The organism is Streptomyces sp. NPDC043876 (assembly GCF_056435825.1).
In genome coordinates this window covers 516,743-536,265 of sequence record NZ_JBWKDV010000004.1, presented here as the reverse complement: position 1 = coordinate 536,265, position 19,523 = coordinate 516,743, and the positions used below count along the sequence as shown (strand labels likewise).

At 74.2% G+C, this 19,523-nt stretch carries 13 protein-coding genes; 8 read left to right on the top strand and 5 right to left on the bottom strand.

The genetic code is table 11. The annotated features are described in order from the left end of the window. Positions 1–6: 6 nt before the first annotated feature. The 4 genes from AC0693_RS16190 to AC0693_RS16175 all read right to left on the bottom strand — a co-directional run bounded on the left by AC0693_RS16190 (position 7) and on the right by AC0693_RS16175 (position 8,713). On the bottom strand, positions 7–4,599 hold the full coding sequence (locus AC0693_RS16190; protein ID WP_478802149.1) for a type I polyketide synthase: 4,593 nt from the start codon (positions 4,597–4,599) through the stop codon (positions 7–9). Positions 4,600–4,746: 147 nt separating this feature from the next. Beyond that, on the bottom strand, positions 4,747–5,490 hold the full coding sequence (locus tag AC0693_RS16185; RefSeq protein WP_356416241.1) for a YhjD/YihY/BrkB family envelope integrity protein: 744 nt from the start codon (positions 5,488–5,490) through the stop codon (positions 4,747–4,749). Positions 5,491–5,639: 149 nt separating this feature from the next. Next, a complete protein-coding gene (gene paaK / locus AC0693_RS16180; protein ID WP_478802148.1) occupies positions 5,640–6,971 on the bottom strand; it encodes a phenylacetate--CoA ligase PaaK in 1,332 nt (443 codons plus the stop codon). Positions 6,972–7,066: 95 nt separating this feature from the next. Next, entirely contained in the window at positions 7,067–8,713 is a 1,647-nt protein-coding gene (locus AC0693_RS16175) for an acyl-CoA synthetase (protein ID WP_478802147.1), read from the bottom strand. Positions 8,714–8,898: 185 nt separating this feature from the next. Between AC0693_RS16175 and AC0693_RS16170 the strand changes: the two genes are divergently transcribed. From AC0693_RS16170 to AC0693_RS16135, 8 genes are all read left to right on the top strand, one after another. Then, positions 8,899–9,699, top strand: coding sequence for a crotonase/enoyl-CoA hydratase family protein (locus AC0693_RS16170; RefSeq protein ID WP_469320124.1), 801 nt, complete (start codon positions 8,899–8,901; stop codon positions 9,697–9,699). A 153-nt stretch (positions 9,700–9,852) separates the two neighbouring features. Then, the gene (locus tag AC0693_RS16165) at positions 9,853–10,839 is read left to right on the top strand and encodes a Zn-ribbon domain-containing OB-fold protein (protein WP_356416209.1); all 987 of its coding nucleotides are present in this window, start codon (positions 9,853–9,855) and stop codon (positions 10,837–10,839) included. Continuing rightward, positions 10,839–11,906 carry a thiolase domain-containing protein gene (locus AC0693_RS16160; RefSeq protein ID WP_356416207.1) on the top strand — a complete coding sequence of 356 codons (1,068 nt, stop codon included), beginning with the start codon at positions 10,839–10,841 and terminating at the stop codon, positions 11,904–11,906. The genes AC0693_RS16165 and AC0693_RS16160 overlap by 1 nt, the downstream gene beginning before the upstream one ends. Beyond that, on the top strand, positions 11,903–13,078 hold the full coding sequence (locus AC0693_RS16155) for a thiolase domain-containing protein (RefSeq protein WP_478802146.1): 1,176 nt from the start codon (positions 11,903–11,905) through the stop codon (positions 13,076–13,078). The genes AC0693_RS16160 and AC0693_RS16155 overlap by 4 nt, the downstream gene beginning before the upstream one ends. 144 nt (positions 13,079–13,222) lie before the next feature. Beyond that, a complete protein-coding gene (locus AC0693_RS16150) occupies positions 13,223–13,450 on the top strand; it encodes a DUF397 domain-containing protein (protein ID WP_469320136.1) in 228 nt (75 codons plus the stop codon). Between the two features lie 88 nt (positions 13,451–13,538). Further along, positions 13,539–13,943 (top strand): ACT domain-containing protein, encoded by a 405-nt coding sequence (locus tag AC0693_RS16145; protein ID WP_478802145.1) that lies wholly within the window; start codon positions 13,539–13,541, stop codon positions 13,941–13,943. A 101-nt stretch (positions 13,944–14,044) separates the two neighbouring features. Further along, positions 14,045–16,891 carry an ATP-binding protein gene (locus AC0693_RS16140; protein ID WP_478802144.1) on the top strand — a complete coding sequence of 949 codons (2,847 nt, stop codon included), beginning with the start codon at positions 14,045–14,047 and terminating at the stop codon, positions 16,889–16,891. Between the two features lie 127 nt (positions 16,892–17,018). Continuing rightward, a complete protein-coding gene (locus AC0693_RS16135) occupies positions 17,019–17,519 on the top strand; it encodes a hypothetical protein (protein ID WP_469320120.1) in 501 nt (166 codons plus the stop codon). 69 nt (positions 17,520–17,588) lie between these two features. On the opposite strand, the gene kstD is transcribed toward AC0693_RS16135, so the two are convergent. Further along, complete coding sequence (kstD, locus tag AC0693_RS16130) at positions 17,589–19,349, bottom strand: 3-oxosteroid 1-dehydrogenase (protein ID WP_478802143.1); 1,761 nt, start codon at positions 19,347–19,349, stop codon at positions 17,589–17,591. Positions 19,350–19,523: the final 174 nt, after the last annotated feature.

Here is a 19,523-nt window from a genome sequence, read left to right as displayed (position 1 = left end):
CGGCGCTCACGCGGCCCGGGCCGGGGCATCCGCCGCCTGCTCGCGCTCCAGCGCGGCGACCACGGCCCGGATCTGGGCGGGCGTGTGGTCACAGGTGACGAAGAAGCGGAGCCGGGCCATCTCCTCGGGCACGGCCGGATGGAGGATCGGATTGACGCTGATGCCCTGCTGGAACAGGGCCTCGGCGAGCCGCAGCGCCTTCAGCGAGTCCCCGACGATGCAGGGGACGATCGGCGTGTCGTGACTGTCCCCGACGCCGATGCCCGCCTTTCGGGCGAGCCGGACGAACAGCGCGGCGTTCTCCGTCAGCCGTGCCACCCGGTGCGGCTCGGCGCGCAGCATCCGCAGGGCGGTCAGGGACGCCGCGGTGTCGGCCGGCGTCATCCCGGCGCTGTAGACGAAGCCGGGGACGGTGTAGCGCAGGAACTCGATCACCCGGCGGCTCCCGGCGACGTAGCCGCCGCAGCTCGCCAGGGCCTTGGACAGCGTCCCCGACCACAGCTCGACGGCCGCGCGGTCGATGCCGAAGTACTCCCCGATGCCGCCGCCCGTCGCGCCGATGGTTCCGATGCTGTGCGCCTCGTCGATCATCAGCAGCGCGCCGTGCCGCCGCTTGACCTCGACGAGGGCGGGCAGGTCGGCGATGTCCCCGTCCATGCTGTACACGCCCTCGATGACGACGAGCACCCGCCGGTACTGGTGGCGCACCTGCCGCAGGAGGGCGTCGAGGGCGGCCGCGTCGTTGTGGGGGAACGGGCGCCGGGTGGCTCCGGAGAGCGTGCAGCCCTGCAGGATGCTGTCGTGGGCCAGGGAATCGTGGACGACCAGGTCCCCCGGCCCCACGAGATGGCCGATGACGGTGACGTTGGTCGCGTGTCCGTTGGCCAGGGCGAGCGCGTCGTCGCAGCCGAGCAGGGCGGCGAGTTCCGTTTCGAGTTCCAGATGGAGCGGACGGCTGCCGGAGAGCAGCCGGCTGGCGGACACGGAGGTGCCGAAACGGTCGACGGCCTGCCGGGCCGCCTCCTTCACGCGCGGGTGCGTCGCCAGGCCCAGGTAGTTGTAGCTGGAGAAGGACAGGAGTTCCCGGCCGTCGACGACCGTCGTGTCCGTCATGCCGCCTTCGTGGACGAGGAAGTACGGATTGGGCACGCCCAGTTCGGTGAGCGAGGCGATGCGCTCGCCGAGGGCGGTGACCTCCGGGAAGCACTCGATCCGCGTGTGCTCCTCGGGAGGCGGGTTCGCGGCGGGCGGGGCCGCTGCGTGCTGTGCTTCTGCGTGCGGGGCTTCTACGCGCGGGGTGCGCGGGTGCCCCGCGGAGTCCGCGGATACGCCGGTGACCAGGGCGGCGATCCTTCCGATGGTCGGCCGGTCCGCCACCGCTTCGTCGAACCGCCACCGCGGCCACTGCCGCTTGAGCGAGGTGAACAGGTCGGTCAGCATCAGCGAGTCGAATCCGAGCTCGTCGATCAGGAGCTGGTCGTCGCGCAGGTGGCCGACCGGGAAGGCACTGATGCGCGCCACGTGCGCGGTCACGGCCTCGGTGACGTCCGCGAGGTCCCCGATGAACGAAGGCTCCTCGGCGGGCGCGGGCGCGGGCGCGGGCGCGGGCTCGTGGTCGGGCTCGTGGTCGGGCTCGGGCGCCGGGTCGGGTGAGACGACGGTCAGCACGGGAACGGCCGGTACCGCGAGGACGGCGGGCTCGGGGTAAACCGGGGCCGGTGCCGGGGCGGCGGGGGCGTCCCGCCGCGCGGGTTCCCGCTCCGTGATCCAGTAGGACCGGGTGTCGAGCCGCGCCACCGGCAGGTCCAGCAGCCGGCGCTCCTCCCGCGGGACCAGGGCGCGCGGGTCGACCGGGACGCCCAGGACCGCGAGCCGGGCGAGGGCCAGGACGAAGGCACGTCCGCCGTCCGGGGCTTCGCCGTCGGCGGGCACGAGGTGGACGTCGCCGTGGCCGGCGAGGTTGCGGCGGACGGCGGTGAGCAGGGAGCTGCCGCCGTTGATCTGGAGGAAGACGCGGGCGCCCTCGGCGTAGGCGGTGCGCACGGCGTCGCTGAAGCGGACCGGCGCCGACGCGTGCCGGGTCCACAGGTCGCGCAGCTGCTCGGGGTCGGTGCAGACCTCGGCGCTCACGCACGACACGAACGGCAGGGCGGGAACACCGACGCGGTGGGCGGCGAGGCCCGCGCGCACGCTCTCCTCGGCGGCGGCCAGCCGCGGCGAGTGGAAGGCGTGGGACACCTCCAGCGCCGCCGTCACGACCCCGGCCCCGGCGCAGGCCCGCCGCAGGGCGGCGAGTCCCTCGGCCGTGCCGCTGACCACGACCTGCCGCGGCTGGTTGAAGCACGCGAGCCACACGTCGTCGATGTCCGCGACGAGCCGGCGGCAGGTCTCCTCGTCGCTCTGGAGGGCGAGCATGCCGCCCCGGAAGCCGCTCTCGGCCCGCCGCAGGGCCGCGCCACGGTGGACCAGCAGCCGGACGGTGTCCACCTGCGTGAGCGCTCCGGCCGCCGCGGCGGCGGCGAACTCTCCGACGCTGTGGCCGAGCGAGAGGTCGGGGGCGACGCCGCAGTCGGCGAGGACGCGGGTGGCGGCGAGCTGGACCGTACCGAGCAGCGGCTGGCACACCTCGGTGGAGGTCATCCGCAGCCTCAGCTCCTCGGCGGCGGCCGGGGAGGCGGGAGCCTCTCCGTACAGCAGGTCGGCGAAGTCGGCCCCGAGGTCCCCCCGGGCCACGGCGCCGAGTTCCCGGAGCGCCGAACGGAAGGCGGGGAACCGCTCGTGGAGATCCCGCGCCATCCCCGGCCGCTGGCTGCCCTGGCCCGGGAAGAGGAAGGCGACGCGGCGCTGCGCGGCGGGCAGCGGGGCGTCGGAGGCGAAGGCGCCGTCGCCGAGGTCGCCCCGGGCGCCGGTGCGGAGCTGCTCACGGGCAGCGCGCAGCCGCCGCAGGAAGGCCTCGGTGTCGGCGGCGACGATCGCGAGCCGGGCCCTCAGCGGTGCGCGGGAGCCCAGGGTGTGGGCCACGGCGGCCAGCGGCGGGCGGTCCGCCGCGTCGAGTGCGCCGAGTACCTCGCCGATGTGCTCGACCAGCAGGTCGGTGCTGCCGGCCGAGAGGAGGACGAGGTGGGGGCCGGGGCCGGGGCCGCGGCTGTCCGGGGTGCCGCCGTGACCGGAGTGGTCGGCGCGGCCGGTGCCGTCGGTCCGTTCCGCGAGGTGGCCGCGGGCCGGGGCGGGCTGCCGCTCCTCCAGGACCACGTGGACGTTCGTGCCGCCGAAGCCGAAGGAGCTGACGGCGGCGCGCCGGGGGGTGTCCGTGGCGGGAAAGGGGCGCGCGGTGTCGGCGAAGCGCAGGCCCGCGGCGGATATGCCCAGGTCCGGGTGGGGCGTGGTGTCCGGCTGCGGCACGATCGTGCGGTGGTGCAGGACCAGGGCGGTCTTGATGAGGCCCGCGACACCCGCCGCCGCCAGCGAGTGCCCGATGAGGGCCTTGCCCGCGGCGAGGTAGCACAGGCCCGGATCGTCGTCGGGGTACTCGGCGCGCAGTCGGCGCAGCGCCTCGGTCTCGGCCCGGTCACCGGCGGCGGTACCGGTGCCGTGCGCCTCGATGAAGCCGACGGAGGAGGGGGCGACGCCCGCGTCCTCGTACGCCCGGCGCATGGCGCGCAGCTGGCCGTCCGCGGTGGGGACCAGCGGTCCGGGCGAGGCTCCGTCGTTGGCCGACCCGATGCCCTTGATGACCGCGTAGACGCGATCGCCGGCGGCGAGCGCGTCGGCGAGCGGCCGGATGACGACGACACCGGCGCCCTCGCCGAGGACGAAGCCGTCGGCCCTCTCGTCGAACGGGCGGCACACGCCGGTGGCGGACAGCGCGCGGAGCCTGGAGAAGCCGACGAGGCTGTCGGGCGTGAGGTTCAGGTACACCCCGCCGACCAGCGCGATGCGGCAGCCGCCCTGGCGCAGCTGGGCCACGGCCTGGTCGAGCGCGACCATGGAACCGGAACAGGCGGCGTCGACCGCGAAGCTCGGGCCGCCGAGGCCGAAGTGCCGGCTGACGGTGCCGGACGCCATGGCGAGCAGGCTGCCGGGCAGGGTGAAGGCCTCGATGGCGCCGAGCCGTTCCGCCTCGTCGCCGACGGCGTCCGAGAGTGCGGGGCGGCCCTGCGCCCGCGCCTCACCGGCGAGGGTGAGCGTGCGCATGTGGGCCGTCATGAGGTCCTTGTAGTCGGACACCGACATGCCGAAGAAGACGCCGGTGTTCTCCCGGTCGAAGTCGCCGCGGCCCAGCCCCGCGTCGTCGAGGGCCTCGCGGGCGACGCCCAGCATCAGCCGGTGCTGGGGGTCCATGGACCGGGCGCGCGCGGGCGGCACCCCGAAGTGCAGGGCGTCGAAGCGGTCCACGTCGTCCAGGAAGGCGACCTGATCCGTGTACGCGGCATTGGGCGCCGGCCGGCCGCCGGGCGCGTGGAAGGCGTCGTGGTTCCAGCGGTCCCGCGGCACCCGGGAGAACTGCCGCTCCGCACGGAGCAGGAGGTTCCAGTAGGCCCGGAGGTCCGGGGCGCAGGGGAAGCGGCAGCCGAGTCCGATGATGGCCATGTCAGTCATGAGGGGGGTTCCTTGTCATCGTGCCGGGGGGCGTACGGCCACCGGGTGGTGGCGCGGAGCGGTGGGTTTCCACCGTGCCCGCGGGCGGCACGAGGCCGTAGCCCCGGCTATTCGTCACTTGACAACGGGCGTCACCCCGGCAGTGCGTCAGGGCGCGTGGAAGCCGTCCGCGCGCAGGCGCCGCAGGGTCCGGTGCTCGTGGACCAGGCGCCCGACGAGGGCGCCGCCGTAGACGACGAAGCCGACGCCGACGAGCCAGGACTGGACGACCAGCAGGGTGCCGAAGGGGCCGTAGGTGACGGCGTTCGAGGCGATGAGCGGCGAGAAGACCAGCTGCGAGAAGACGCGCAGCCCCAGCAGGCCGAGGCTGGTGGCGACGGCCCCGGGCAGCAGCGCCGGCCAGCGGACCCGGCCGCCGAGCAGCAGCCGCTGCGAGCCCCAGAAGAACAGGCAGGTGCCGGTCAGGTCGCCCACCGTGCCGATGCCCGTCCCGAGGGCGTCGTCGGACGGCGAGGGGATGACGACCAGCAGGGCGATGTAGGAGACCAGCAAGGCCAGCCACACGACGTGCCGCCACATGGTGTGCCAGCGGGCGGTCGGCAGGTCCCAGACCTTCTCGTAACCGGTCTGGACGGCGGAGCCGAAGGTCAGCCCGAAGACCGCCAGGGCCGCCAGACCGAAGGCGGTGGTGCGCTCCAGTGCCTGGTTCGCCGAGCCGAAGAGGACCTCGACCCGGGCGCGGGAGGACGAGGAGACCCCGAGGGCCTGCCCCAGCCAGCGCCCGAACCCCTCACCGCTGCCGGGGGCGGCGGCGGCCACGACGATCAGCAGGGGCACGAGGGTGAGGAACCCGAGGGCCGCGAAGCCCATCGCCCGGTGCATCAGCTCCATCTCCCGGCCACGGCTCCACGCCAGCCCGGCGGAGGACGCCTGGAGCCGGTCGCAGAGGTGCCGGAGGGACGGGATCACGCACCATGACCTACCCGCGAGCGCCCTCCGCTTCCCGGATGCGGCCCGCAATTGCCCCCGAAGGGGTGGTTTCAGCCCTGCGGGGGCGTGTCCTCGCGCCCGCGGAGGTCCACGACGCGGCGCAGCTTGCCCACCGAGCGCTCCAGCGTCCACGGGTCCACCACCTCGACGCGCACGGAGACCCCGATGCCCTCCTTGACCGCCCGGACCACGGCGGCGGCCGCGGCCTCGCGCTCGGCCGGGGTGGCGTCGGGGCGGGCCTCGGCGCGGACCGTCAGGGCGTCCATCCGGCCTTCGCGGCTGAGGCGGAGCTGGAAGTGCGGGGCCAGCGCTGCCGATGACGTCCGCAGGATGACCTCCTCGATCTGCGTGGGGTAGAGGTTGACCCCGCGCAGGATGATCATGTCGTCGCTGCGGCCCGTCACCTTCTCCATCCGGCGCAGGGCCGGCCGCGCGGTGCCGGGCAGCAGGCGGGTCAGGTCCCGGGTGCGGTAGCGGATCACCGGCATGGCCTCCTTGGTGAGCGAGGTGAACACCAGCTCCCCGGGCTCCCCGTCGGGCAGCACCTCGCCCGTGAACGGATCGACGACCTCCGGCAGGAAGTGGTCCTCCCAGATGTGGAGCCCGTCCTTCGTCTCCGCGAATTCCTGCGCCACGCCGGGTCCGATCACCTCCGACAGCCCGTAGATGTCGACGGCGTCGATGCCGAGCCGCTCCTCGATCTCGCGGCGCATCTCCTCGGTCCACGGTTCCGCGCCGAAGATCCCGGTCCGCAGGGAGGTGGACCGCGGATCGATGCCCTGGCGCTCCATCTCGTCGAGCAGCGTCAGCATGTAGGAGGGGGTCACCATGATGACCTCGGGGCGGAAGTCCTGGATCAGCCGGACCTGGCGGTCGGTCATCCCGCCGGACGCGGGCACGACCGTACAGCCCAGGCGCTCGGCGCCGTAGTGCGCGCCCAGGCCGCCGGTGAAGAGCCCGTAGCCGTAGGCGACGTGCACGACGTGGCCGGGGCGGCCGCCCGCCGCGCGGATCGAGCGGGCGACCACCTCGGCCCAGGTGCCGAGATCGCCCTCGGTGTAACCGACGACGGTCGGCGCTCCGGTCGTGCCGCTGGAGGCGTGCAGCCTGCGCACCTCGGACCGGGGGACGGCGAACATCCCGAAGGGGTAGTTGTCGCGCAGGTCGGCCTTGGTGGTGAAGGGGAACCGGGCGAGGTCGGCGAGCGAGCGGCAGTCGTCGGGGTGCAGTCCCGCCTTGTCGAAGGCCTGCCGGTAGAAGGGGACGTGCGCGTAGGCGCGGTGCAGGGTCGCGCGGAGCCGGGTCAGCTGGAGCTCTGCCAGGGCGTCGGGCGTCAGCCCTTCGCTGTGGTCCTGGAAAGCGGAAGCGCTGGAAGCAGCCATCTCGTCACCCCGTTGTGAGCCAACCGACCGATCATTCGGTAGCCTGCCGGAGCGCGGGGCGGAAATCAATGTCCCGCCCGGTCGCTTCCCGCCGGTCAGCCCCGCGTGCCGCCCTCCTCCGTGGTCTGCGCCGCCTGCGAGGCCACGGTTTTAGCCCACCGGTAGTCCGCCTTGCCGCTCGGGGAGCGCTGGATGCTCGGCGCGATGACCAGCTGGCGCGGGATCTTGTACCCGGCCAGCTTGGTGCGGCAGTGGGTCTGGATGTCCGCCAGGCTCGGGTCGGCGGCTCCCGCGCGGACCTGCACCACCGCAGCGACGTGGTTGCCCCACTTCGCGTCGGCGACCCCGGCCACCAGGGCGTCGTACACGTCCGGGTGGGACTTGAGGGCCTGCTCGACCTCCTCCGGGTAGACCTTCTCGCCGCCCGTGTTGATGCACTGCGAGCCGCGCCCGAGGATCGTGACGATGCCGTCCTCGTCGACCGTCGCCATGTCGCCGAGCAGCACCCAGCGCTCCGCGCCCCGCTGGAAGAAGGTCTCCGCCGTCTTGACGGGGTCGTTGTAGTAGCCGAGCGGGACGTACCCGCGCTGCGCCAGCCGCCCCGGTTCGCCCACCGCGACCGGTTCGTGCGTCACCGGGTCCACCACCTGCGTGCGCTCGTTGACCTCCAGCCGGAAACCCTTCTCCGGGCCGGAGTCGCTGGTCGCCCGTCCGTTGGAACCGGACTCGGACGACCCGAAGTTGTTCAGCAGCATCACGTGCGGGGCCAGCGCCTGGAACTCGGCGCGCACCGTCTCCGACATGATCGCCCCGGAGGAGGAGACGCTGAACAGCGAGGACAGGTCGGCGCCCTTCAAGGGGCCGCGCAGGGCGTCGATGAGCGGCCGCAGCATCGCGTCGCCGACCAGGGAGACGCTGGAGACCTTCTCCCGGCCGATGGTGCGGATCACGTCCTCGGGCGTGTACTTGCGGTGGATCGCCACCCGCTGGCCGTAGTTGAAGGCGACGAACGACGTCAGGGTCGAGGTGCCGTGCATCAGCGGGGGAGCGGGGAAGAAGGTCAGGCCCGGGCTGTTCTTCGCGACGCGCTCGGCGAGTTCCTCCGGCCGCCGCACCGGCTGCCCCGAGGGTTCGCCGCCGAACAGCCCGGCGAAGAACAGGTCCTCCTGGCGCCACATCACTCCCTTGGGCATGCCGGTGGTGCCGCCCGTGTAGATGATGAAGAGGTCGTCGGGCGACCGCGGGCCGAAGCCGCGGCCGGCGGACCCGGCCGCCTCGGCCTCGGCGTACGGCACGGCGTCCAGGTGCGGGGCGCCATCGGGAGCCGTCCCCACCCGCACGAGGTGGCGCAGCTTCTCCGTCTGCGGCAGGGCGCCCACGACGCGCGCGGTGAACTCGGCGTCGAAGACGAGCGCAGCGAGGTCGGCGTCGCGGTAGAGGTAGACCAGTTCCTCCTCCACGTAGCGGTAGTTGACGTTGACCGGTACGAGGCGCGCCTTGAGCGCGGCCAGGACGGTCTGCAAGTACTCGACGCCGTTGTAGAGGTGAAGTCCCAGGTGCTCGCCGGGCTTCAGGCCGCTGTCCAGCAGGTGGTGCGCGATCCGGTTCGCCGCGGCGTCCAGCTCCGCGTACGTGAGGCGGCGCTCCGCGCCGGTGCCCGGGTGGTCCACGTACACGAGGGCCTCGCGGTCGGGAACCACGTCGACGACCGACTCGAACAGGTCGGCAAGGTTGTACTCCACCGTTCCTCCTGACCCCGGAAAACCCGCATGACAGAGCCGCGCTGGGCGGCACGGCGGCCATTAGAGCGCCGTGTCTGCCAACTGGGAAGGGCGCCACCCAAGAAAACTGACTGAGTGTCAGAAAACTATTGAACTGCACCCGCCCCTCCTGCAACCTGTTCTAGGTCTTGAGAGGGAGGACGGCAATGGGTGGGACGGAACACCTGACCGTGGAGCGGCACGGCGCCACGCTGGTGCTCACCATGAACAGGCCCGAGGCGAAGAACGCGCTCTCGCTGCCGCTGCTGGTGGGCCTGTACGACGGCTGGCTCGAAGCCGACGCGGACGACACGGTCCGGTCGGTGGTGCTGACCGGCGCGGGCGGCGACTTCTGCGCCGGCATGGACCTCAAGGCCCTCGCGGGCCAGGGGATGGCGGGCGACCGGTACCGGGACCGGCTGAAGGCCGACCCCGACCTGCACTGGAAGGCGATGCTGCGCCACCACCGCCCCCGCAAGCCCGTCATTGCGGCGGTCGAGGGCTACTGCGTCGCGGGCGGCACCGAGATCCTCCAGGGCACGGACATCCGGGTGGCCGGAGCGGGCGCCACCTTCGGCCTCTTCGAGGTCAGGCGCGGCCTGTTCCCGATCGGCGGGTCCACGGTCCGGCTGCCCCGGCAGATCCCGCGCACGCACGCCCTGGAAATGCTGCTGACCGGCCGGCCGTACGCCGCCGAGGAGGCGGCCAGGATCGGCCTCATCGGACAGGTGGTGCCCGACGGCACGGCCCTGGAGAAGGCCCTGGAGATCGCCGAGCTGGTCAACGGGTGCGGCCCGCTCGCCGTCGAGGCCGTCAAGGCGTCGGTGTACGAGAGCGCCGAGCTGACCGAGACCGAGGGGCTGGCCGCCGAACTCGTGCGCGGCTGGCCGGTCTTCGACACAGCCGATGCCAAGGAGGGCGCCCGCGCCTTCGCCGAGAAACGGCCGCCGGTCTACCGCCGCGCGTGAGGGAGCCCGGGCCGGCGGCGCCCCGGAGCCCCGCCCCGACCGCCGCGGCCCGGCCCCCTGCCCCCGCGCCCGGACCGCCCGGCCCCCCACCCAAGCGCCCCCCACCACCGCGCCCCGCCCCCGTCCCCGTCCCGGAGAATCGGAGAGCCCCTCATGACAGCCGCCCCCACACCGGAAGTGCTGCGCGCGCCCCTCGTCGTCGAGTTCCCCTTCACCCGGTCCCTCGGGCCCGTGCAGAGCGCTTTCCTCACCGGGCTGCGCGAGCGCGTCGTGCTCGGGGTGAAGACCGCCGACGGCCGGGTCATGGTGCCGCCCGTCGAATACGACCCGGTCACCGCCGAGGAGATCCGCGATCTCGTCGAGGTCGGCGCCACCGGCACCGTCACCACCTGGGCCTGGAACGGCGCCCCCCGCCCCCAGCAGCCGCTCGGCACCCCCTTCGCCTGGGTGCTCGTCCGCCTCGACGGCGCCGACACCGCCCTGCTGCACGCCCTCGACGCGTCCGGCCCCGAGGCCGTCCGCACCGGGATGCGGGTCCGGATCCGCTGGGCCGGGGAGCGCACCGGAGCCATCACCGACATCGCCTGCTTCGAACCGTACGAAGGGGACGGGGGCGAAGGGGCCGCGGACGCCGCGGCGGCCCCGGCCGGGTGCCCGCACGACGGGGTCTTCGAGGACGCCGTCACCGGCATCGTCGCCGAGGCCCGCCTCGACTACGTCTACAGCCCCGGCCGCGCCCAGACCGCGTACATCAACGCCCTCGCCGAGCGCCGCACCGTCGGCGAACGCTGCCCCTCCTGCCACAAGGTGTACGTCCCGCCGCGCGGCGCGTGCCCCACCTGCGGCGTCGCCACCACCGACCGGGTGGAGGTCGGGCCCGCCGGCACCGTCACCACCTACTGCATCGTCAACATCAAGGCCCGCAACCTCGACATCGACGTCCCGTACGTCTACGCGCACATCGCGCTCGACGGCGCCGGTCTCGCCCTGCACGGCCGGATCGGCGGCATCCCCTACGACCAGGTCCGGATGGGCCTGCGCGTGGAGCCGGTCTGGACCGAGGGCGGGCGCTACCCCGACCACTACCGGCCCACCGGCGAGCCCGACGCCGACTACGACGTGTACAAGGAGCTGATCTGATGGCCCGCGCACGCACGTCCCGCGAGGTCGCCGTCGTCGCCTTCGCGCAGAGCGACCACCGGCGCCGCACCGACGAGCTGAGCGAAGTCGAGATGGTCATGCCGGTCCTGCACCAGGTCCTCGCCCAGACCGGGCTGAAGGCCGGGGAGATCGGCTTCACCTGCTCCGGCTCCAGCGACTACCTGGCGGGCCGGGCGTTCTCGTTCACGATGACCCTCGACGGCGTCGGCGCCTGGCCGCCGATCTCCGAGTCGCACGTCGAGATGGACGGCGCCTGGGCGCTCTACGAGGCCTGGGTCAAGATCCAGACCGGCGAGGCCGACACCGCTCTCGTCTACGGCTACGGGAAGTCCTCCCCGGGATCCGTCCGCGACGTCATGACCCGCCAGCTCGACCCGTACTACCTCGCCCCCCTCTGGCCCGACTCGGTGGCCCTGGCCGCCCTCCAGGCCCAGGCGCTGATCGACGCCGGCGAGACCGACGAGAGCGCACTGGCCGCCATCGGCGCCCGCAGCCGAGCCGCCGCGGCGCAGAGCAACCCGCACGCCCAGCTCAGCGGCGCCGTCCCGCAGGGCGCCTACCAGGTCCGGCCGCTGCGCACGGGCGACTGCCCGCCCATCGGCGACGGCGCCGCCGCCGTCATCCTGGCGGCCGGGGACACCGCGCGCGCCCTGTGCCCGCGCCCCGCCTGGATCACCGGCATCGACCACCGCATCGAGGCCCACGCCCTGGGCCTGCGGGACCTCACCGATTCGCCCTCCACCCGGCTCGCCGCCGAGCACGCCGGCGTCTTCGACGCGCCCGTCGACACGGCGGAACTGCACGCACCGTTCTCCTCCCAGGAGGTGGTGCTGCGCAAGGCGCTCGGGCTCGACGGGGCCGTGCGCGTCAACCCGTCCGGCGGGGCGCTCGCCGCAAACCCGGTGATGGCGGCGGGCCTCATCCGGATCGGCGAGGCCGCCGCCCGGATCCACCGCGGCGAGTCCGACCGGGCCGTCGCCCACGCCACCTCCGGCCCCTGCCTCCAGCAGAACCTGGTCGCCGTCCTGGAAGGGGACCGAGCATGAGCGCGTCGGGCAAGGAGCCGGTCGCCGTCGTCGGCATCGGCCAGACCAAGCACGTGGCCGCCCGCCACGACGTCTCCATCGCCGGGCTGGTCCGCGAAGCGGCCGTCCGCGCCCAGGCCGACGCCGGGCTGACCTGGGCGGACATCGACGCCGTCGTCATCGGCAAGGCCCCCGACTTCTTCGAGGGCGTGATGATGCCGGAGCTGTACCTGGCGGACGCCCTCGGCGCCGTCGGCAAGCCGATGCTGCGCGTGCACACCGCCGGGTCGGTGGGGGGCTCGACCGCGCTGGTCGCGGCGAACCTGGTCGCGGCGCGGGTCCACCGGACCGTGCTGACCCTCGCCTTCGAGAAGCAGTCCGAGTCCAACGCCATGTGGGGGCTGTCCCTGCCGGTCCCCTTCCAGCAGCCGCTGCTGGCGGGGGCGGGCGGGTTCTTCGCCCCGCACGTGCGGGCGTACATGCGGCGGACCGGCGCGCCCGACACGGTCGGCTCGCTCGTCGCGTACAAGGACCGGCGCAACGCGCTCAAGAACCCCTACGCGCACCTGCACGAGCACGACATCACCCTGGAGAAGGTCCAGGCGTCGCCGATGCTCTGGGACCCGATCCGCTACTCCGAGACCTGCCCGTCCTCGGACGGCGCCTGCGCGATGATCCTCACCGACCGGGCGGGCGCGGCCCGTTCGCCGCACCCGGCCGCCTGGGTGCACGGCGGGGCGATGCGCAGCGAGCCGACCCTCTTCGCGGGCAAGGACTTCGTCTCGCCGCAGGCGGGCAAGGACTGCGCCGCCGACGTCTACCGGCAGGCGGGCATCACCGATCCGCGCCGGCAGATCGACGCGGTGGAGATGTACGTCCCCTTCTCCTGGTACGAGCCGATGTGGCTGGAGAACCTCGGCTTCGCGGACGAGGGGGAGGGCTGGAAGCTGACCGAGGCCGGGGTCACCGAACTCGACGGCGACCTCCCGGTGAACCCGTCCGGCGGTGTCCTGTCGACCAACCCCATCGGCGCCTCGGGCATGATCCGCTTCGCGGAGGCCGCCCTCCAGGTGCGGGGGCGGGCGGGAGAGCACCAGGTGGAGGGGGCTCGGCGGGCGATCGGCCACGCCTACGGCGGCGGCGCGCAGTTCTTCGCGATGTGGCTGGTGGGCGCACAGGAACCGGCCAACTGACCCTGTGGGGGCGGAAACCGGTTTCCGGACAGCGGAGCCGGACGGGCCGGCCGGTCACGGAACGCGGCCTGTCCGGCACGGCCGGTGGTGGTTAACCTTGCCCCCGGACGACGTACCGGGAGGAGCACGCACGTGGCCGAGAGCATGACTTCGAAGCCCTTCGCCGGCTGGGACAAGCCGGACCTCGATCTCAGCGGGGCGCAGTGGCAGTCGAGCAGCCGGGGAGCCGGTGACGTCCAGATCGCCTTCGTCGAGGGCTTCATCGCGATGCGCAACAGCGAGCGGCCCGGGAGCCCTTCGCTGATCTTCGCCCCGGACGAGTGGCGCACGTTCGTCATGAACGCCCGCGGCGGCGAGTTCGACCTGACGTGACTCCGGCGGCGCCGGGCCCGGTCCGCCGCGACCGGGCCCGGCGCCGTGACACGGTGGACCTTTCCGGTCACGGCACTAGGGTGTCGCCATGAGCGGCGAGAGCGACCTGCGGAAACTGCTGAGCGGCATGCGCCCCGAACTGAACGAGGGGCGGTACGTCTTCTGCACCGTGCCCGGGCCGACGGCCCCGCCCGGGACCACACCGGTGGCCACGGTCCTGGAGCCCGAGGGCCTGACCCTGGTGCTGCGCCAGGAGGACGCCGACGCGGCCGGACTGGCGTACGACTACGTGGCCGGGTGGATCACCCTGCGCATCCACTCCGCCTTGGACGCCGTCGGCCTGACGGGGGCCTTCGCCGCCGCCCTCGCCGCGCACGGCCTCAGCTGCAACGTGATCGCCGGCCACCACCACGACCACCTCTTCGTGGCCGCCGAGCGCGCCGACGAGGCGGTCGCCGTTCTGGAGGCACTCGCCGCTGAATCGGCTGAATAACGCCGTAGGGAAAAGAAACCGATCTTTCCCGAACCACGGGCTCCCGCCGAGCTCAGGCGGGCGTAGGCTGATCTCCCGAACAGGTCTGGGGGGTACCAGTCATGACGGAACGCCGGGCCCGCACACGGCGCGTATTGTTCGAACGCGAAACCGAACTGGCCGCCGTCGACGAGGCGCTGGACCAGCTCACCCGCTCGCGGCCCGGCCCCGCCGGGTCCGCGCCCGTCACGGCCGGCGGCGGCGCGCTCCTCGCCTTCTGCGGCCCCGCCGGACTCGGCAAGACCACCCTGCTCGCCGAAGTGCGCCGCCGGGCCCGCGCCCGCTCCTGCACCCTGCTGAGCGCCCGCGGCGGCGAACAGGAACAGGGCCAGCCCTTCCACGTCGCCCGCCAGCTCCTGCGGCCCCGGCTGGCCGGGCGCTCCGAGGACGCCCTGCGCGCCGCCCTCGGCGGCTGGTACCCCATCGTCGGCCCCGCCCTCGGCCTGCGCGCCGCCGAGGAGGGCGCGCCCCCCGACCCCCAGGGCCTGCGCGACGGCCTCGACTGGGTGCTCACCCACCTCGCCGTCCAGCACCCGCCGGTGGTCCTCGTCCTCGACGACGCCCACTGGGCGGACCCCGAGTCGCTCGGCTGGCTCGCCGCCTTCGCGCCCCGCGCCGAACAGCTCCCGCTGCTCCTCGTGGTCGCCTACCGCCCCGACGAACTGCCCGCCCACGCCGAGGCGTTCCGCACGCTGCCCGGCCGCGCGGGCAGGCGCCCGCTCAGCCTCGCCCCGCTCACCGCGGCCGCCGTCGGCCGGCTCCTGCGCGAGGAGGTCGGCGAGCACGCCGACGACGCCTTCTGCCACGAGGCCTGGGCCGTCACCGAGGGCAACCCCTTCGAGGCCGTCGAACTGAGCGCCGGGGTCCACGACCGCGGCCTCGACCCGGTCGAGGCCAGCGCCCCGCTGCTGAGCGGACTCGCCGCCGCCCAGCGCGGCAGCGGCCTGGTGGCCCGGCTCGACCGACTCGGCCCCTCCACCGTCCGCTTCGCCTGGGCCTGCGCCGTCCTCGGCACGGCCGCCCCGCGCGACCTCGCCGCCCGGGTGGCCGGGCTCGGCACCGAAGGGGCCGCCGACGCCACCGCACGGCTGCGGGCCGCCCGTATCCTCAGCGCCCCGGCCGGACCCGACGGCGGCCCGGAAGGCGGTCAGGCCCTCGAATTCGTCCACCCGCTGATCGCCTCCGCCCTCTACCGCTCCATCCCCGACGACCTGCGGGCCGCCCTGCACGGCCAGGCCGCGGTCGCCGTCGTCGACGCCGGCCTCGGCCCCTGCGCCGCCGCCCGCCACCTCCTGGAAGCCCGCCCCGACCACGACCCCTGGGTCGTGCGCACCCTGCGCGAGGCCGCCCGCGAGAACCTGCGGGCCGGAGCGCCCGAAGCGGCCCGCCGCCAGCTCGCCCGCGCCCTGCGCGAACCCCCGGCCTTCGGTGAACGGGCCGCCGTGCTCTACGAACTGGGCTGCGCCTCCCTGCTCACCGAACCCGCGAACACCGTGCACCATCTGCGCGCCGCCCTCGCCGAACCGGTCGAGGACCCGGCGCTGCGCCAGGGCATCGTGATCCGCCTCGCCCAGGTGCTCGCGCACAGCGACCGGCTCGCCGAGGCCTGCGAGGCGCTGGCCCGGGAGATCCCGGCCACCCCCGACGTCCGGGGGCGGCTGCGGCTCCAGTCCGAGCAGTTCATGTGGGGCGCCTTCAACGCGGCCGAAACCGACTCCCCGGCCCGCTCCCGCCGCCTGGCCCGGCTCGCCGACCGGCTCACCGGCCGCGACCTCACCGAGCGGTACCTGATCGGGCTGCGCGCCTGGGACGCCTGCCTGCGCGGCGAACCGGTGGACGTGGTCCTGCACCACGCCGGGCGGGCCCTCGGCGACGGCTTCAGCTGGGCGCACGAGGACCGGGGCTTCGAGGTCCCGGTCCTGGCCGCCATGGCCCACATGTACGCCGACCGGCCCGAGCGGGCGGAGGAACTTTTCGAGGCGGGCACCGCCGAATTCGAACGCCACGGGTGGCGCGGAGCGCACCTGTCCTTCGCCTACAGCCTGCGCGCCTACATCCGCTACCGCCGTGGGCGGCTGGTCGAAGCGGAGGAGCTGGCGCGGGCCGGACTGCGCCTCGCCGAGCGCGTGGGCCGCCGTACGCCCGTGCACTGGTACGCGATCGCCATCCTCATCGAGACCCTGCTCGCCCGGGGCCGGCCGGGGGAGGCCTGGGAGCTGGCGCGGGCGCACGCCTACGGAGAGCCGTTCCCGGCGGCCGTGGTCTTCCCGGACTCCCAGACCGTGTACGCGGAACTGCTGCTGGCCCGGGGCGAGACCGCGGCGGCCGCGGCCCAGCTGGAGGCGGTCGACCGGCGGCTCACCCCGCGCGGGATCCAGAACCCCGCGTGGTGCCCCTGGCAGCTGCACCTGGCCGAAGCGGTGGCGGACGCGGACCCCAGGCGGGCCCGCGCACTGGCCGCCGACGCGGCCCGCCGAGCCCGGGCCTTCGGGGCCCCGTCGGCCATCGGGCAGGCGCTGCGGGTGGCGGCGCGGGTGGGCCCGCGGGCCCGGCGGGCGGGGCTGCTGGAGGAGTCGGTGGCCCTGCTGAGCGGCTCGCCCGCCCGGTACGAGCTGAGCCGGTCGCTGCTGGCCCTGGGGGTGGCCCGGCGGGAGGCGGCCGCCCTGGAGCGGGCCGCGGCGGTGGCGTCGTCCTGCGGGGCGGACGGGGTGGCGCGGGACGCCGTCCTGGCCCTGGCCGCCGTGACCCGCGGCGCCGGTGGGGCGCCTGCCCACCCGGCGGGGCCGTCCCCGGCGGATGCGCCGACTCGGCCCGCCCCCGCCCCCGCCCCCGCCGTCCCACCCGCCGTAGGCGTCGGCCGACCCGCTCCCTCGGGACGGCGGCCGGTCCCCGCGCGGCCCGTTCCGTGAGCGGGATACGGCCGGGCCCGGTCCGGCCCCCGGCCCCCGGCAGGCCGCCGGGGCGCCCGGACCGGCCGCCCCGCGGCGGTTGCGGGGCCCGGGTCGGAAACCCCACGCGGCCACGTACCATGGCCGCATGTCCTTCCTCCGCCGCCGCAGCGCCGCCACTCCCGCCGGCCCGGACTTCGATGTCCTCGCCATGGATCCGGGTGACTGGCCGGGCAACCTCGGGGCCGGCCTGCTCCCCGCCCCCGACGGCAGCTGCCAGGGTGTCTTCCTGCGCTACGACCTCTTCGGCGGCCGCGGCCCCGCGATGATCATCGGCAACCTCCCCGAGGGCTCGCCGGCCCGCGAGCTGGCCGACAAGCAGGTCCCCTTCGAGGTGGCCCAGCTCCTCGACGCACTGGAGAACGACGAGGACGTCGAGGTCACCGGCACCGAGGACTGCCCCGTCATGCAGGGCGACAACCTCCTCATCGTCCGCAAGGTCAAGCTCTCGGAATCCCGCATCTCCTGCGTGCAGTTCGACCGCAGCGACAACGTGCTGGTCACCATCGCCAGCTGGGACCGCCCGATCACCGACGACCTCTACGCGCTGCTCAAGCCGCTGCCCGCCGAGCTGTTCCAGCAGGGCTGAGCCCCCGGACCTGCCCGCCCGGAAGCCCGGGCGGAAACGGAGCCGCCCGGGTCGCTCCGGCCGCCGGCGCTACGCGTCCGCGATGTCGTTGGCCGCCACGTAGCCGAAGGTCATCGCGGGCCCGATCGTCGAACCCGCCCCCGCGTAGCTGTGCCCCATCACGGCCGCGCTCGCGTTGCCCGCGGCCCACAGCCCCCGGATCACCGAGCCGTCCTCCCGCAGCGCCCGCGCCCGCGCGTCCGTCACGATGCCGCCCTTGGTGCCGAGGTCGCCCGGCACGATCTTGAAGGCGTGGAACGGCGGCGCCCACACTGGGGCCAGACAGGAGTTCGGGTGCACGCCCGGGTCCGTGTAGTAGTGGTCGTAGGCCGTGTCGCCGCGGTGGAAGTCCGGGTCGGTGCCGTTCCAGGCCTGCGCGTTGAACCGGTTGAGCGTGGCCCGCAGGGCGGCCGCCGGTACCCCGATCTGGCCCGCCAGGGCGTCCCAGGACCAGGCCTTCTTCGCCGCTCCCGCCTCGTACCAGGAGTCGGGGAAGACGATCGTCGGCAGCACGTCCTTGAACAGGTACTTGTTGCGGTAGTTCTGGTCCACGATCAGCCAGGCCGGGATGTGCGAACCCGTGCCCCCGTCCTTCTCGTACATCACGTGCACCACATCGCTGTACGGAGCCGCCTCGTTGACGAACCGGGCCCCCGCCCCGTTGACGATCAGCCCACCGGGCAGGGTGCGTTCGGCGAGGCAGAAGTACGGCTCGCCCGGCAGCGGGATCGAGGGACCCCACCAGGCGTCCTCCATCAACGCCAGCGCGGCCCCGGCCCGTTGGCCCGCCCGGATGCCGTCGCCGGTGTTCTCCTTCGCCCCCACCGACCACGCGGTGCCGATCGGCTGCCGTTGGTAGCGCGCCCGCATCTCGGCGTTGTGCTCGAAGCCGCCGGAGCCGATGACCACGCCGCGCCGGGCCCGTACGACACCGCGCGCGCCGTCCTTCTCCACCACGACACCGGTCACTGCGCCCCCCTCCTGGACCAGGTCCACCAGCGGGCTGTTCAGCCAGAGCGGCACCCCGGCCCGGAGCAGCCCTGCCCGCAGCCCGGCGGCCAGGGCCTGGCCCATGGTCAGCGGCTTCTCACCGCGCAGCGCGGCCACCGTGCCGCGCGCCAGGCACTCCGCGGACACGGCCAGCCCCTTGGCGCTGACCGCCGCCAGGTTGAGCCACTTGTAGTCCTGGCTGAACACCACCATCCCCGCCGGGACGGGCAGGTACGCCGGGTTCAGGCGGGCCAGTTCGGCGCCCAGGACGTTTCCGTCGATCTGGTCCGGCTCGATGGAACGGCCGTTCGGCATCCCGCCGGGCAGGTTCGGGTAGTAGTCGCTGTAGCCGTCCATGAAGCGGAACCCGAGCGGGCTGTGCGCCATGACGAAGTCCAGCATGCGGGGCCCGTTGTCCAGGAACGCCTGCCGGCGGGCCGCCGGTACGTCGGGCCCCACCACCGCCGACAGGTAGGCGGCGGCCTTCTCCGGCGTGTCCGGTACCCCGGCCCGCAGGATCACCGCGTTGTTCGGCAGCCAGATCCCCGCGCCCGAACGCGCCGCGGAGCCGCCGAAGGTGGGCGCCTTCTCGACCACCAGCACGCTCAGGCCGCGCCCGGCGGCGGTCAGGGCGGCGGTCATCCCGGACGCCCCGGAGCCGACCACGACCACGTCGTACGTGCCGAGCACGGGTGCGTCGGCGGCCCGCGCCGCGACGGAGGGAAGGCCGGCGGCCAGCATCCCGGCGCCGGTGCCGGCCAGGACCGTGCGCCGGGAAGGGGAGGTCGCGCTAGCGGACATGGGCGGGCTCCAGCGGGTGGGGAGGAAGGGCGGCTCTCCAGCATGTCTGATGCTGAGTCAGAAAAGGTGTTCGGGGGATCATGTGATGTCAAGACATGCGCAGGGACGGCGAGTGCGGCCGGAACGCACGAAATCCCGTGGCGCGCACACCGGGTGTGCGCGCCACGGGATTCG

Excerpts from the sequence above, each read along its gene's own strand:
- AC0693_RS16190 (WP_478802149.1), bottom strand. The coding sequence starts at position 4,599 with ATGACTGACATGGCCATCATCGGACTCGGCTGCCGCTTCCCCTGCGCC.
- AC0693_RS16185 (WP_356416241.1), bottom strand. The coding sequence starts at position 5,490 with ATGGAGCTGATGCACCGGGCGATGGGCTTCGCGGCCCTCGGGTTCCTC.
- paaK (WP_478802148.1), bottom strand. The coding sequence starts at position 6,971 with ATGGCTGCTTCCAGCGCTTCCGCTTTCCAGGACCACAGCGAAGGGCTG.
- AC0693_RS16170 (WP_469320124.1), top strand. The coding sequence starts at position 8,899 with ATGGGTGGGACGGAACACCTGACCGTGGAGCGGCACGGCGCCACGCTG.
- AC0693_RS16165 (WP_356416209.1), top strand. The coding sequence starts at position 9,853 with ATGACAGCCGCCCCCACACCGGAAGTGCTGCGCGCGCCCCTCGTCGTC.
- AC0693_RS16160 (WP_356416207.1), top strand. The coding sequence starts at position 10,839 with ATGGCCCGCGCACGCACGTCCCGCGAGGTCGCCGTCGTCGCCTTCGCG.
- AC0693_RS16155 (WP_478802146.1), top strand. The coding sequence starts at position 11,903 with ATGAGCGCGTCGGGCAAGGAGCCGGTCGCCGTCGTCGGCATCGGCCAG.
- AC0693_RS16150 (WP_469320136.1), top strand. The coding sequence starts at position 13,223 with ATGACTTCGAAGCCCTTCGCCGGCTGGGACAAGCCGGACCTCGATCTC.
- AC0693_RS16145 (WP_478802145.1), top strand. The coding sequence starts at position 13,539 with ATGAGCGGCGAGAGCGACCTGCGGAAACTGCTGAGCGGCATGCGCCCC.
- AC0693_RS16140 (WP_478802144.1), top strand. The coding sequence starts at position 14,045 with ATGACGGAACGCCGGGCCCGCACACGGCGCGTATTGTTCGAACGCGAA.
- AC0693_RS16135 (WP_469320120.1), top strand. The coding sequence starts at position 17,019 with ATGTCCTTCCTCCGCCGCCGCAGCGCCGCCACTCCCGCCGGCCCGGAC.
- kstD (WP_478802143.1), bottom strand. The coding sequence starts at position 19,349 with ATGTCCGCTAGCGCGACCTCCCCTTCCCGGCGCACGGTCCTGGCCGGC.